Origin of the sequence: Ensifer sp. ENS06 (assembly GCF_014852205.1) — a bacterium.
GTDB lineage: Bacteria > Pseudomonadota > Alphaproteobacteria > Rhizobiales > Rhizobiaceae > Ensifer > Ensifer adhaerens.
On sequence record NZ_JACVBC010000005.1, the window covers coordinates 231,447 to 245,323 of the forward strand.

The 13,877-nt window shown below is 54.6% G+C and carries 10 protein-coding genes; all 10 read right to left on the reverse strand.

Features of this window, described 5'->3' with window-relative positions; genetic code table 11:
* Window positions 1-196: 196 nt before the first annotated feature.
* A protein-coding gene (locus IB279_RS20185; RefSeq protein WP_156624148.1) for an IS3 family transposase occupies window positions 197-1,386 on the reverse strand; the annotation gives its coding sequence in 2 pieces (ribosomal slippage) (window positions 197-1,134 and window positions 1,134-1,386; 1,191 coding nt in all).
* A gap of 576 nt (window positions 1,387-1,962) precedes the next feature.
* Entirely contained in the window at window positions 1,963-2,835 is an 873-nt protein-coding gene (gene rfbA, locus IB279_RS20190) for a glucose-1-phosphate thymidylyltransferase RfbA (protein WP_192339644.1), read from the reverse strand.
* Between the two features lie 11 nt (window positions 2,836-2,846).
* On the reverse strand, window positions 2,847-3,749 hold the full coding sequence (gene rfbD, locus IB279_RS20195) for a dTDP-4-dehydrorhamnose reductase (RefSeq protein ID WP_192339646.1): 903 nt from the start codon (window positions 3,747-3,749) through the stop codon (window positions 2,847-2,849).
* Window positions 3,746-4,813 carry a dTDP-glucose 4,6-dehydratase gene (gene rfbB / locus IB279_RS20200; RefSeq protein ID WP_192339648.1) on the reverse strand — a complete coding sequence of 356 codons (1,068 nt, stop codon included), beginning with the start codon at window positions 4,811-4,813 and terminating at the stop codon, window positions 3,746-3,748. Before rfbB ends, rfbD begins: the two co-directional genes overlap by 4 nt.
* Before the next feature lie 104 nt (window positions 4,814-4,917).
* Window positions 4,918-5,475, reverse strand: a complete 558-nt coding sequence (gene rfbC / locus IB279_RS20205) for a dTDP-4-dehydrorhamnose 3,5-epimerase (protein WP_192339650.1) — start codon at window positions 5,473-5,475, stop codon at window positions 4,918-4,920.
* A gap of 159 nt (window positions 5,476-5,634) precedes the next feature.
* Complete coding sequence (locus tag IB279_RS20210; protein ID WP_192339652.1) at window positions 5,635-8,658, reverse strand: glycosyltransferase; 3,024 nt, start codon at window positions 8,656-8,658, stop codon at window positions 5,635-5,637.
* A gap of 123 nt (window positions 8,659-8,781) precedes the next feature.
* The gene (locus IB279_RS20215; RefSeq protein ID WP_192339654.1) at window positions 8,782-10,611 is read right to left on the reverse strand and encodes an HAD family hydrolase; all 1,830 of its coding nucleotides are present in this window, start codon (window positions 10,609-10,611) and stop codon (window positions 8,782-8,784) included.
* 47 nt (window positions 10,612-10,658) lie between these two features.
* Complete coding sequence (locus tag IB279_RS20220; protein WP_192339656.1) at window positions 10,659-11,636, reverse strand: GHMP kinase; 978 nt, start codon at window positions 11,634-11,636, stop codon at window positions 10,659-10,661.
* The gene (locus IB279_RS20225; RefSeq protein ID WP_192339658.1) at window positions 11,633-12,934 is read right to left on the reverse strand and encodes an HAD-IIIA family hydrolase; all 1,302 of its coding nucleotides are present in this window, start codon (window positions 12,932-12,934) and stop codon (window positions 11,633-11,635) included. Before IB279_RS20225 ends, IB279_RS20220 begins: the two co-directional genes overlap by 4 nt.
* Window positions 12,931-13,869, reverse strand: a complete 939-nt coding sequence (locus IB279_RS20230; protein ID WP_192339660.1) for an NAD-dependent epimerase/dehydratase family protein — start codon at window positions 13,867-13,869, stop codon at window positions 12,931-12,933. The genes IB279_RS20225 and IB279_RS20230 overlap by 4 nt, the downstream gene beginning before the upstream one ends.
* Between the last annotated feature and the right edge of the window lie 8 nt (window positions 13,870-13,877).

Below are 13,877 nucleotides of genomic sequence, written 5' to 3' on the forward strand. Positions count from 1 at the left end.
ATTCACGGACAGGGCTTCAATTAACCCCCGGACAGCGATTCCGCTAGATCCCGGACGGTCTTCGGCAATTAAAACATCGACTTTTGCACGCGCCGTTTTGCCATTCTGGACCCCGATTTGATGATCGGATTACTACCGACGCACGAACAGGGGCCTTCGGTTCGTGCGGTATTCGAACTGACCTGCCACTGAACTTTCATCCAGCTGCGACTAAAGTCCCCGCGGTTCTGAATACGCCAAGTGGCGCGGTGGGAGCAACCGGCGGAAACGCGAAGCTTTCAACTTGCGCAGCGTTGGAGCCGGTTGCGGCGATGGACCCGGCATAGTCTGCCGGGGTCTGGTATCCGATCGATGAGTGCGGCCGGAAATGGTTATAATCCTCCGCCCACTCGGCAATGGAACTGCGGGCATGATCGAGGCCGAAGAACAGACTCTCGTTGAGCAGCTCGTCCCGCATGCGCCCGTTGAAACTCTCTACATAGCCATTCTGCATGGGCTTTCCCGGCGCAATGTAATGCCATTGGATCTTGTGATCCTTCGACCAGGCGAGGATGGCGTTCGAGGTGAACTCCGTGCCGTGGTCAGAAACGATCATGCCGGGTTTGCCACGGCGCTCGATGAGTGTCGTCAGTTCCCTCGCCACGCGACGCCCGGAGATCGAGGTGTCGGGGATGGCGGCCAGGCATTCGCGCGTCACATCGTCGACGACATTGAGAACACGGAAGCGCCTGCCACAGGCGAACTGGTCATGCACAAAGTCCAGAGACCAGCGAGCGTTGACTTTCGCCTCGACCAGGATCGGCGCACGCGTGCCGACGGCACGCCGCCGGGCTTTCCGCTTGCGAACGGAAAGTCCTTCCTCGCGATAGAGCCGGTAGATGCGATTGACCCCGGACGGTTCTCCGTCCCGCCGAAGCAGGACAAACAGCCGCCGATAGCCGAAACGCCGCCGCTCATTGGCGAGGTTGCGCAGCTTCGTCCGCAACTCCACCTCCGGGGGTCGGCACGACCGGTAGCGGATCATCTTGCGGTCGGCGGATATGATCTGGCAGGCCCGACGCTCCGACAGACCCATGACGGCCTTCAGATGCGTGACGGCTTCACGCTTGGCAGCGGGCCCTACCATTTTTTTTGGAGAAGCTCGCGAAGTGCGGCTGCATCCAGCATCTGTTCGGCCAGCAGCTTCTTCAGCCTCGCATTCTCGTCCTCAAGCGCCTTCAGCCGCTTCGCCTCGGAGACTTCCATGCCGCCATATTTGGCTTTCCAGTTATAAAACGTCGCTTCTGAAATCCCGTGCTTGCGGCAAAGATCAGCGGCCTTTGCGCCTGCCTCCTGCTCCTTCAGCACCGCAATAATCTGCTCTTCCGTAAATCTCTGCTTCTTCATTCGTCCGTCCTCTATGGGCCGGACTTTAATCCATTCTGGAGGGAATTCTCAGTGGCAGGTCAGAACGACTGAAGATCAGCAAAACGACCCTTTCGACCTACCTGCTGCGCACGAGGCCGGCGCTCGATCGGGAGATGGCCGTGAGCGGTGACAAGTGCCTAACCATCCGGCTTGCAATCGCTAAACTGCGCTTCCCCGACTCTTGGCATCGAGAACATCGGCTTCGCCGCCCATCGCGGCCTTGACCGCGGACAGCTTCACGCCCTGGCACAAGGCGAGTGGCTCTATGCCCATGAGCACCTGATCCTGACCGGGCAAACGGCAAACGGGAACCGGCAAAACCTTGGCAGCCACCGAAATCGTCGGCGCCTCGTTTCGATCCGTGGACACGACGTCAACCGCACGCTCTGCCGAAAGGGTTGGTCGTCGATTGGCGGCGTTATAGCTGACTGGACTGTAAAGCGAGAGGCTTAGGCTTCAAGAATGGCTATTCGCCGCAAGAAGCCGCAGCTAGCGTGCTAGGCGCTCCCAGCGCGATAGGCACGTGGTAACGCCTCTGGTGACTCAGGTGTGCTCTCACATGCCTGTAAGTACCTTTTCCCTAAGGTATTTGCCGTAGCCGCTTTTACCGTAACCTTCAGCGAGTCTGGCGAGGCAGTCACGATCGATGAAGCCCATGTGAAATGCGATTTCCTCCGGGCAAGAGATCTTGAAGCCTTGGCGTCGTTCAAGCGTCGCGACGAACTCGGATGCATCGAGCAGGCTATCAGGCGTGCCTGTGTCAAACCAGGCATAGCCCCGGCCCATCTTCTCAATGTGTAGGTCGCCGCGTTCAAGATAGGCGCGGTTGATGTCGGTGATTTCCAGCTCTCCACGCGGCGACGGTTTCAGGTTGGCGGCGATTTCTACAACATCCTTGTCGTAGAAATAGAGGCCAGTGACAGCCCAACTGGACCGTGGTGACGTCGGTTTTTCCTCGATCGACACCGCCCTCTTGGCGCTGTCGAACTCGACGACTCCGTAACGCTCCGGATCATTGACATGATAGGCAAAGACAGTTGCGCCCTTGGGACGGCGTATGGCATTTGTCAGAAGATCAGTAATGCCGTGGCCGTAGAAGATATTGTCGCCAAGGACTAGGCATGACGGGCTGTCGCCGACGAAACTGGCGCTGATGATATAGGCCTGGGCGAGGCCGTCGGGCGATGGCTGGACGGCGTAATTCAATTTGATACCCCATTGCGAACCATCACCCAGGAGCCGCTCGAATTGCGGCATGTCGGCGGGCGTAGAGATGATCAAGATCTCGCGGATACCAGCTAGCATTAGAGTAGACAGCGGGTAAAAAATCATCGGCTTGTCGTAAATCGGCATGAGTTGCTTCGAGACCACCTTGGTCATTGGGTGAAGTCGCGTGCCGCTGCCGCCGGCAAGAATAATGCCCTTCATTCGTGTCGCCCCTACTTCGTTCGAGCCAATCGCTCGACGGTGCTTGCTGTGGACTGTTTCCAGTCGGGAAGTATTACGCCATGGCGGGCCTCAAGAAGTCCGCAGTCGAGCCTAGAATTGGCGGGCCGCTTGGCCGGTGTCGGATAGGCGCTCGAAGGTATCCGGCCGACCTCTGCCGACGGACTGCCGGCCTTTCTCGATTGCACATATATTTCTGTGGCGAAATCCGCCCAACTTGCCTCACCCTTTCCGGTCATGTGGAAGATGCCCCGCAGAGCCGGATCGTTATTCGACAGAAGATTGGCCGCGACTATGATAACTGTGTCCGCAATATCGAGCGCCGAGGTCGGGTTACCGACTTGGTCGTCGACGACGTTGAGGCAATCGTGAGTTTCGGCGAGCTTTAGCATCGTTTTAAGGAAATTCCTGCCGAACGGGCTATAGACCCACGCCGTGCGCAGGATTGCATGGTTCGGCGTTGCCGCAGCGACGGCCAGTTCGCCGGCAAGCTTGGAACGTCCGTAGGCACTGATCGGCGCGACGCGATCGCTTTCCAGATAGGGCGATAACTTGCTGCCGTCGAAGACGTAGTCGGTCGAGAGGTGAATGACCGGAACCCCAAGTTCTGCGGCCGTCTCGGCGATTTTACCAGCGGCGATTCCGTTAACGACCGTCGCGGTTTCCTCGTCGTTTTCGGCATGGTCAACAGCCGTGTAGGCCGCAGCCGAGACGATCACATCTGGCCTCGCATGAGACAGGACCGCATTGATCCTTTCCGGATCGGAAAGATCGAGCTCCGGTCTGCCGAGCGCGATCACTTCGAAAGTCCCTTCATGTTCCGCGCGTTCAGCCAAGGAAAGGACGACCTGCCCCTCACGGCCAGTCACTACCATGCGCTTGCGGCTCCGGGTCATACCGCCGCCTTCCGATCGGCATCAAACAGGCCGAGACGACCGCCCTCATACCCCTTCCGCAGCGGGGCCCACCACCACTCGTTATCAAGGTACCAGCGGACTGTTTTCTCGATGCCGGTATCGAAATTCTCCTGCGCTTTCCAGCCGAGTTCGTTCTCGAGTTTGGTCGCATCAATCGCATAGCGGGCATCGTGTCCCGGACGATCGGTCACATAAGTGATCAGGCGAGAATGGGGCTCGGCCTGCGGGAGCATCCCGTCCATCAGTTCGCAAATCCGGGTAACCACCTCGATGTTGCGTCGCTCGTTGCGACCACCGACATTGTAGGTATCACCAATCCGGCCCCGTTCGGCTATAACGTCGAGTGCTCGAGCATGATCTTCAACATACAGCCAGTCGCGGACGTTTGCGCCGTTGCCATAGACGGGCAATGGCTTGCGGTCGAGCGCGTTCAAGATCATCAAGGGGATTAGCTTCTCCGGGAAGTGGTAAGGTCCGTAATTGTTGGAGCAGTTCGATACGATGACTGGCAGGCCATAGGTGCGCGCCCAGGCCTTCGCCAGATGATCGGATGCCGCCTTCGAAGCCGAATAAGGTGAGCTCGGATCGTAGGGCGTCTCCTCAGTGAACAACCCGTCGTTGCCGAGCGAACCATACACCTCGTCGGTCGAGACATGCAGGAAGCGGAAAGCCTGCTGCTCAGCCGCGTTGAGCGTCAACCAGTAATGGCGGGCGCATTCCAGCATGTTAAAAGTGCCGATTACATTGGTATCGACGAAGTCCTTGGCGCCGGTGATCGAGCGATCCACATGACTTTCTGCCGCCAGATGCATGATCCGGTTAGGCCTAAAACTAACCAAGGCCTCGGAGATCGCGGCGCGGTCGCAGATATCGGACTTCAGAAACCGGTAGCCCGCACTATTACTCACCGCCTTTACCGAAGTTTCGGTGCCGGCATAAGTCAGTTTGTCGATATTGAGCACATCATAGCCCTTGTTCAGAACAAGATGTCTCACGACAGCGGAGCCAATAAACCCTGCACCACCTGTTACAACGACGCGCATCTGAAAAAGTCTCCGTTATCATTTGCGGAACGGGCCGCAACGGGAAGATCTACGAAAGCGACAGACAAGTCAGCTTCCAAGAAATTGGCCAATTGCAAGAATATTCAGTAATTGAAAAAGCTGCCGAGGTCGTCTAGTTTCGGCTGGCTTTCATCTTTTGCGGACAAACGCGCTTGGTCCGCCGTAACTGGCCAGTCAATGCCCAACGCAGAATCACTCCAGAGCAAACCACGATCATGCTCGGCGCTGTAGTAGTTTGTAACCTTGTAGCTGATCACCGTGTCCGGCAGCAAGGTACAGAAACCATGCGCGAATCCGGGCGGCACCCACAACTGTTTACCGTTGTCCGATGTTAGCTCCACAGCGACATGCTTGCCATAAGTTGGTGAGCCATTGCGGATATCGACGGCAACATCAAGCAACGCACCTGCGACACAGCGCACGAGCTTGCCTTGCGCCATAGGCTCCAGTTGAAAATGCAATCCCCGCACCGTGCCCGCTTGGGCAGAAAGCGACTGGTTATCCTGCACAAAATCGAACGCTCCGACATGCAGGGCAAAGAGGTCCTGTCGGAACGTCTCCACGAAGTAGCCGCGAGAATCACCGAATTTTTTCGGCTCAATCAAAATGACTTCTGGAATGTCCAGTTTTTCAAACTGCATTGTGCCCTCATTCGGTAGCTTTGCGCGTCTGATTAGCGGGTAGGCAATCGACTGTAAAGGATTCGATAATTGAATTCTTTCGTTTTACGTGTATTGACGTGGCTACCGCAACTTGCAGCCACCTCAACGAGAGGCCGCCTCGCCCCTTCGTCTATCAATTCAAGCGAGATTTGCTGCTTGTTTTATTTGTATTGCGTAATTCTGGACCATATCGTTGAAGCCTGGCTGGGCATCAAGGACATGTTTTGAGTTCTGCGCCATTTCGCTTCTACGTATCGGGTCGCTTGCTAGGTTTTGAATTTTTGCGGCGAGGTCCTTGATGTCGGCGGGGTCGTAGAAGAGGGCGTTAACGTCGCGCGCGACGAGTTCTGGTATCCCGAAGACTGGCGTTGTTATGATCGGCAGTTGGCATGCCATTGCCTCAACGAGGACACGAGGGGCGCTTTCGATGCGCGACGTGCAGACGAAGATGTCGCTAGCGCTGTAATAGAGGAAGGGATCCTCGATTTCGTCAGTGATGACGACACGGTCTTGCAGCGCCTGTGATAATGCGCTGACTGCGGTCTTGAGCTTCACGTGGTAGGCGTGTTCCGCAAGGCGGCCCGCGATGAAGATGCGCAGCTTAGTCTGGATGTTTTCATCGATCAGAGCGAATGCCTTGACGAGATCTTCCTGCCCTTTGCGCTCGCACACGGTGCCCACGACGCTGACGACGATGTCGTCCTTTTCGACGCCGAGCCTGCTGCGTGCCTCGACGCGGCCGTATCGCGTGATTTCCGCTGCGAGCCTTTCGGGCGGGATGCCGTGGCGGATGATCTTGAAGTTGCCTCTCGTATCAAGCTCACGCCATGCGCGACGAGTCGCCTCGGCGACATAGAGTACCCTGTATGCATCTGCGAAAGAACGATAAGCGAAAGGTCTTATACTCGCGGGCAGGTAGTTAAAGTAAGTGGGCCAAGGCTCGCTTTCGTGCTGGCACCAGAGGCTTCCAATACCTGCGGCACGGGCGCCCTGTACGGCCCAGAAGGTCCGCAGGGTATTGGCGACGACGACATCGGCCTCAAGCCCCTCGAACAGCATGGCCATGCCCCCGATCCATGCTGTGAAGGTTTCTCCGTCGGTGACGCCTGCCATGGCGTGACGCGTGACGATGACACGGATGCCGGCATTTTCGTAGACGGCGCGCAACGGCCCTTCTTCGGGAGAGACGATGGTGATGTCCATGCCCCCCGTCGCCTTGAGCCCCTGCATCAGGTCGCAGAAGGTAATCGGCGCGCCTTCGTAGTTCAGATTGTGGCTGACTGCAACAACACGTACGGACCTAAGGCGTGTCGTGGCCGGGCGCGCTGCGGACGGCTCGAAGTCCTCATTCTCCAGCGACAGGTTCGGATTATACCAGCGGTCGTTCCAGTCGCCCCATAGACGGCGCAGGTTGACGCGCTCCTTCGGGTTGTCGTTGAAGCCGCGAGTCTTGCCTTCGTAATGATAGAGCTCGGCGGTGGAGCAGTAGATGCAGCTCCTGCCGGCTGACACAACACGGTAACAATAATCGACGTCGTTGTAGGCGACGGCAAAGTTAACCTCGTCGAAACCGCCGAGGGACTGGAACAGCGCGCGCGAGGTGAGAAGGCAGGCCGCCGTCACCCCGGAATATTCGCGGCTTGTGCGGATGAAGCCCATCGTTCCCCAGTCATAGGGCGGCTTGTTGCGGAAGGCGTGGCCGACGAGCCCTTCGTGATATCCGTGGACGATGCCCGCATGCTGGATGGTGCCATCCTCGAAGTAGAGGCGTGCGCCAACGGCGCCAACAGCGTCGATCCGGGCATACCCCATCATCTGACTCAGCCATTGCGGTGATATGACGGAGGTATCGTTGTTCAGGAAAAGAACGTAGTCCGCCTGGGTGTGACGGACGGCCTGATTGTTGACATAAGCATAGCTGAAGCCACTATCGGGATTGGCGATCTTGACGACGCGGATGCGCGGCATGCCTTCGAGGCCCGCCAGATAATCGAGTGTTTCCGGTTCGTCGCTCTCGTTATCGACGACGAGTATATCGTAGTTGCGATAGGTCGTTTTTTCCAGGGATTCAAGGCATGCCTTCAGGAAATGGACCTTGTTGCGCAGGGGAATGATGAGCGTGACCGAAGGGCCGTCATCGACGAATCGCAGTTCGAACATGCCAACCTTAGCCGCAGCAGCCCAATCCGGATGAACGACCTCGGCTGGCAGACCACGCCGCTCGACGGCTTCCCTGACGGCGCGCCGCCCCAGTTCAAGGCTTGCGGGCTTTGTATCGGCGGAACTAGCGGTCGAGCCTGGGGCTGCGCGCCAATGGTAGAGCACCTTGGGAATGTGTCCGACGTGGCGGGCGCACTCGCTGGCACGCAGTGCGAAATCATAGTCCTGCGCCCCGTCAAAATCCTTGCGGAAACCGCCAAGTCTCTCGAACAATTCCTTGCGGACCGAGAATATGTGGGACATGTACATGTAAGACAGAAGCAGCACCGGCGCCCAATCCGGCTTGAACTGCGGAGAATAACGGCGCCCTTCCATGTCGATCTTGTCATCATCGCTGTAGACCATATCCGCATCCGGATGGTCTGCATAATAGATCGCCAGTTCGGCAGCGCAGTCCGGCGTAATCAGATCATCATGATCGAGGAAGGCTACCACCGGCCCCGACGCAAGCGTAACGCCGGCATTGGTCGCTTCGCTGATGCCGCCATTGGCCTGCAAACGGATGACCCGGATACGTTCATCGAGCGCCCCAAGCTCATCGAGCAAGCTGCCGACATGACCAGAAGAGCTAGCATCATCAACAAGGCACAGCTCCCAATCGTCATAGACCTGAGCCAAAACCGACGATACGAGCAAACGCAGAAGCGCAGCATCCGTATTATAAACCGGCGTCACAAAGCTGATGCGCGGAAGTCGACCGAAACGCGCAGACAGTAGTTCTTCAAGATCTAAACGAGATCCAGACGTCATACCGTTCAAATCACACCAAATAGAATAAGCATTTCTTTTGGGTGACCAAATTTCTCCATGGGTTCGCAACGCCTGATAGAAAAACCGGACGAAACCTGTCCGAGTTTCGGTTCTTCTTTTGACTCTCGCAATTTTCATCGCGTGCTTAAGTCTTGATTTGAGAAGCCGAATCTCTCTCAAGAGGAACTTCAACGCCACCCTCATTGCATATCTTGCTGTAAACAGAGCCTTCCGATTGAAGCCCTAGTTCATAGCACTATCAGTCACGAATCTTGCTTATTATCCCTAGACGGGGTGACGCGTGCCGATGCATCACTAAGAAGAAATTTCCACCTTTACGTGACCGCCTCCTTGGGCCTCACGACCGAATGGCAACGTGAACCTACCTTTTTCACCTTCTTCAAAACCCGCATTGGAAAACAATGTTCGACAAGGCATATTCGACTGCGTCTCCACAATCTGTGCGCCAATGGCAATATTGGGCGATCCCTCGCGCATAAGAGCGCAAATCTTTGCGAGTGCCGCCAACTCGACTTCCATCCCGAGCACTCTGCAACTCATAACATATTGTTTAACATCGTTTCCGGCAATGAATACAATGCCCACAGTTCCGTATTCCGTATACTTGTCCCTCACCGAAAACGTAAATACCTTACCACCGTCATCAAGATGAGTTGAAAAATCCAGATGACTCCACCGTTGCCCGTTCGTGTTAAACTGGTTTGTTTTATTAACCAACTCAAAAACACGACTGAAAAGAGGGTGATCAAGACTGGATATCTCTTTCAGTGATATCGTCGCGCCCAAGTCTCGCAAAAACTCTTCGCGAGTAAGCGACGCGCGGTTCTCTTCGCGTTTCATTTGCTGACGCAGCATACCCTCGCGCCGAAGCGACTCGTCCGTCCGCCTTGCCAGCTGCATTTCCGGCGACCAAAGCAACAACCGCCTGACCACGAATGGATCAGATCCTATAGCCCGAATGCCGGGCAACATCGCTTCGACCGACTCACGCTCAACCGGGTTATCATCGACAAATACTACGCTAGAAGGCGTGAGAGACAAGCTTTCAATGATTTTCTTGACATTTCCGGCCTTAGGTTCCCAATTTACCTGAGGACTTATAAAATCCTCGAAACGAATGAACGATGGATCTATGACATCTCGCCAGCGAGACTTGACATAGTTCTCGTCATTCTTGGAGGCGATGCTCACCATAATACCCCTTCTTTTGAGGTGGTGTATCGTCTCCCATATTCCCATTGGCCATCCATCGTTATAGGGCCACCTTGCACCGGGCTGATAGTGATCGCCCAGAATTCCGCGCCAAAGGGTGTTGTCGAGATCAAATATGACAAGTTTAACCATGTCGATTTGATGGACGGTTCGGTAAATTGCCTCCATCTGGCGGAACACCGCATTAAAAAAGTGTGCGGAATGATTTTCATACGTCGATCCGAGATCTGGAATCGGGTCGATACGACCTCTCTCCGGCGCAGTCCAATAAGGAGCGGCTTCTAAGTCGCTCCAATAGGGGTACTGAGCGGATCCATGCGTGTAGAAGTAAATGGTGTCATCAAGGAAGTAGCGCTTTCCCATGGAACTCGCGATCATCTCAATGTCTGCCAGGAAGGTGTTTGGATACTTCTTTATGGCTGCTGCTAAATATGAATTCAATTCTCTTACAATGTATACAATATCGAGTGGAGTATCTTCTTCTGAAAGACTGGGCGAAGCATGTCCCTGTGGTACGACAAAATTCGAAACAAGCGTTAGGAGGCTGCCGTCCTCTCCATAAACCAATGCGCTTTGAAGAAGGAGGTCGATGTTCCGCTTACCAAGCTCGAGGAAGTCGATGGAATCCGTTCCGCTCAATTTTTCGTCAACGATAACGATAGCATCTGTCAGGACCGTTCTCAGCGGGATCTGTACGTATTGAAAGTCATAATCAGCGATCTCCTGCCGCGTCTTGGGAGGCAGCTTCATCGCATTGTTGAAGAGAACAAAATCACACGTCTTGCAGAACTGACTTTCCCGCAGGCGTTCTGCGTATGTTTCGGAAAGACATGATCCGATCAAAAGGATCTTTTCGAATTTAACTTCCTGCCTGGAAAGCTTAGAGGGAAATAGAAACTCAGCCGTATCCATAGCATTCCTCAGATATTGAGAGTTGCATCTGCTTTCGTAGTCTTGAGCTACGCATCGCTATATACAATTGTAGCTCCCGCGTTATCCATTCGAACCTCATGGAGGTCAAATTCGGCGAGTGCCTCGATCACATCTTGTCGCTTCTTTTGGGGACAATAGACCAGCAGAAATCCCGAGCCACCTGCACCAAGAAGTTTTCCCCCCGTAGCTCCGGCTGCAAGCGCCCGATCGTAGCACCCATCTACGAGAGGGTTGGAAACCCCAGGTGCAAGCTTGCGTTTCCTCATCCAACCTTCGTTCAGGTACTCTCCCAGGACATCAACGCTTTGGCAGATGTCGCGCCTGAGGCTATGGGCTTGGCCAGCCATGAAACGGAGATTTTTGATAATATCAACATTCTCAACCGAGTTCTTGCTTTGCTCTGAAAGAATTGCACTCGCTGACCGAGTTCCGCCGAGATAAAACATCATCAGCGAGCTTTCTAGTTGGCGCTTTTGTTCATAACTTAACGGCACCGGCTCGAAAGCAACACTTTCGTCTTCGAAAAATTGGATGAAATTGATACCACCCAATGCGCAACCATACTGATCCTGCTTACCAATAGGCTCATTCAGCTTGTTGATCTCGATTTCGCAGGCCATCTCCGCGAGTGTGGCCTTGGATACGAACTGACCCTTATAAGCATAACAAAGGTTGAGAATCCCCACGGTAAAGGCACTCGACGACCCCATGCCGGTCCCCGCTGGCACGTCTGCGCTGGAATTGAAATCAACACGTCTGATATCCAGATCAGAGAAGACCTGTTTGATGATCCGGTGTTCTATGTCGCCCAAAGTGCGAGGTGCCTCAAGCTTTGAATACTTCAGTATATAGCCGTCCTTCTCAAAGTAGCTGTGCATAGCCAGATATATGTACTTCTGGATCGACATGCTTAAAACTGCCCCGCCGTGTTGGCGGTAGAAGTTCGGAAGATCAGTTCCTCCCCCGGCGAAGCTTACACGCAAGGGTGTACGCGAAATGATCATTTCGAAGGTCCTACGATGTAATTTATTGCGGCGGAAATATCGGATGCAATGAAGTCCGGCTTGATGTGCGGAAAGGCGGGCCTGTCGTTGCCACTATGGCCAGTTTGCACGAGCACTCCGCGTCCGCCGACAGCCTTCATGCTGGCGATATCGCAATACCGATCTCCAACGATCCATGAGTTTCGCAAGTCGACCCCGTGATCAACAGATGCATCCTGAAGCATTCCAGGCTTAGGTTTCCTGCAAGAACACTCGATTTTAAGGGCTTGAACCTCTCCGGGCCATCCCTTCTCAGGATGATGCGGGCAGACATAGTACGCATCAATAAATGCCCCCGCAGCCTCTGCAAGCAAGCAGTCGAGTTCCGCATGAACCGCCTCCAGATCCGACCAGTCCATCTGTCCCTTCGCGATTGCAGGCTGATTCGTCACGCAGATTACGGGGATACCGGAACGGTTCGCAAACCTTATAGCGGAGGCAGCGCCATCAATGAGCCGAAGCTCTGAAGCATCGAAGATACCATTCTTCTCTACATTGATAACGCCGTCGCGGTCCAAGAAGATGCACTGCTTCGGCGATTTTTTATTGAGGCTTGCCAGTCGTCCTTCTGCAAGGTGCGCTTCCGCCCGTTGCAAGCGATCGGGTGTACCCACATCCTTGGCGTACTCGCAGCTTCGGTAGGCGTAAAGGCGCTCTTCACGACAAAGCGTTTCAAATATATCCTTTCCCCAGTCGGAAGCCTGTTGATCGGGAATGTATTTGAGGACGTTGGGATAGAGGACGTAAATCGCAGCACTTACCAGGTTCGGCAGCCTGGCATTCTCTGCGTGCGGTTTGGGATAGAATGCGGTAATTTTTCCGGTGAAGTCGACCGACAAAAGATCACTGTCATGTGGATGGTCGTTGGGATGTACAAAGAGAGTTCCTGCCCCACCGCGGCGAAGCGCCGCGGCGACCATCGACGCAAAATCGATATCAAAAAGTATGTCGCCGTATATGACGAGAAAAGGTTCGGTCAACCGATCAGCGATCTGCCGGAAGCACCCCGCGGTACCGAGAGGGTGCAACTCGTGGACGTGCTCAATATTTACGCCGAATTTAGACCCATCTCCGAAGTGCTCTTCGATGACGTGTCCGAGATGACCGTTGAGAAATATGAAGTCCGTCAAGCCTGAAGCTTTGACATTCTCGACGATGTGTTGGAGCAGCGGCTTTCCGAGGACTGGAACCATTGGCTTAGGTATGCCGTTAAGCCCAAGACGGGTGCCTTTACCCCCCGCCAGGATGACGGTTTTCATACTTGCTCACTCCAAGCGGCTGCGGCGGCAACTCTTATTGCTTCGTCCGACGTCATGGACGGCGACCAACCAAGTTGTCTAATAGAACTTGTATCATATTCGAACTCGGGGACGTCGCCGATCCAGCCACGGTCGCCGCCTGCATACACTATTTCGGCCGGAGCAGGACCTTCCTCGATAACGATACGGGCGATGTCCGCAACTCGTGTGCGTGTATCAGCGCCAATATTGAATATGTTAACCTTCTCGGAAGCTTTGGTCCAGACGAGCATAATTCCCTGAACGAGATCTTCGACGTTCAGATAGGGTTTTATCTGCTGGCCATTACCAAGCACGTGCAGCGACCCAGGGGTCTTCCTCAGCTTTTGCACGAAATCGTAGACTGCGCCGTGAGTTGATCTCGGCCCCACAACGTTTGGAAACCGCGTGATCCAACTTTGAATGGAATAGTTTTCGGCAAACGACGTTATGAATGCCTCGGAGGCCAGCTTTCCAGCGCCATAATGCGATATGGGTATTAGCGGGCCATAGGATTCGTTAATTCTTCCCGTGGTTTCACCGTAAATGGCCGAAGTTGAAGCGAACACGATTTGCTTGACGCCATTTTTTCTCATGGCTTCAAGGACGCGGAACGTAGTCATGAAAGTACGGTCGAGATCAATCGACGGCGATTCATGGGACCGCGCGATATCGGAATTGGCGGCCATATGAAACACGCATTCAAATTCGCCAGTCGCGAACACTTCATCCATCCGGGGGGCCAAGATGTCGCCCTCGACGAACCGAAACTTGGGATTGGAGAGATTCTGTTCGATATTGCGAACACGTCCTAGCGATAGATCATCGTAGGCTGTTACCGAATGTCCGTCCTTCAGAAGTCTGTCGCAAACGAAACTGCCAATAAAACCGGCGCCTCCCGTTACTAAGGTTCTCAATGCGCACT

Excerpts from the sequence above, each read along its gene's own strand:
- rfbA (WP_192339644.1), bottom strand. The coding sequence starts at position 2,835 with ATGAAGGGCATTATTCTTGCCGGCGGCAGCGGCACGCGACTTCACCCA.
- rfbD (WP_192339646.1), bottom strand. The coding sequence starts at position 3,749 with ATGACCCGGAGCCGCAAGCGCATGGTAGTGACTGGCCGTGAGGGGCAG.
- rfbB (WP_192339648.1), bottom strand. The coding sequence starts at position 4,813 with ATGCGCGTCGTTGTAACAGGTGGTGCAGGGTTTATTGGCTCCGCTGTC.
- rfbC (WP_192339650.1), bottom strand. The coding sequence starts at position 5,475 with ATGCAGTTTGAAAAACTGGACATTCCAGAAGTCATTTTGATTGAGCCG.
- IB279_RS20215 (WP_192339654.1), bottom strand. The coding sequence starts at position 10,611 with ATGGATACGGCTGAGTTTCTATTTCCCTCTAAGCTTTCCAGGCAGGAA.
- IB279_RS20220 (WP_192339656.1), bottom strand. The coding sequence starts at position 11,636 with ATGATCATTTCGCGTACACCCTTGCGTGTAAGCTTCGCCGGGGGAGGA.
- IB279_RS20225 (WP_192339658.1), bottom strand. The coding sequence starts at position 12,934 with ATGAAAACCGTCATCCTGGCGGGGGGTAAAGGCACCCGTCTTGGGCTT.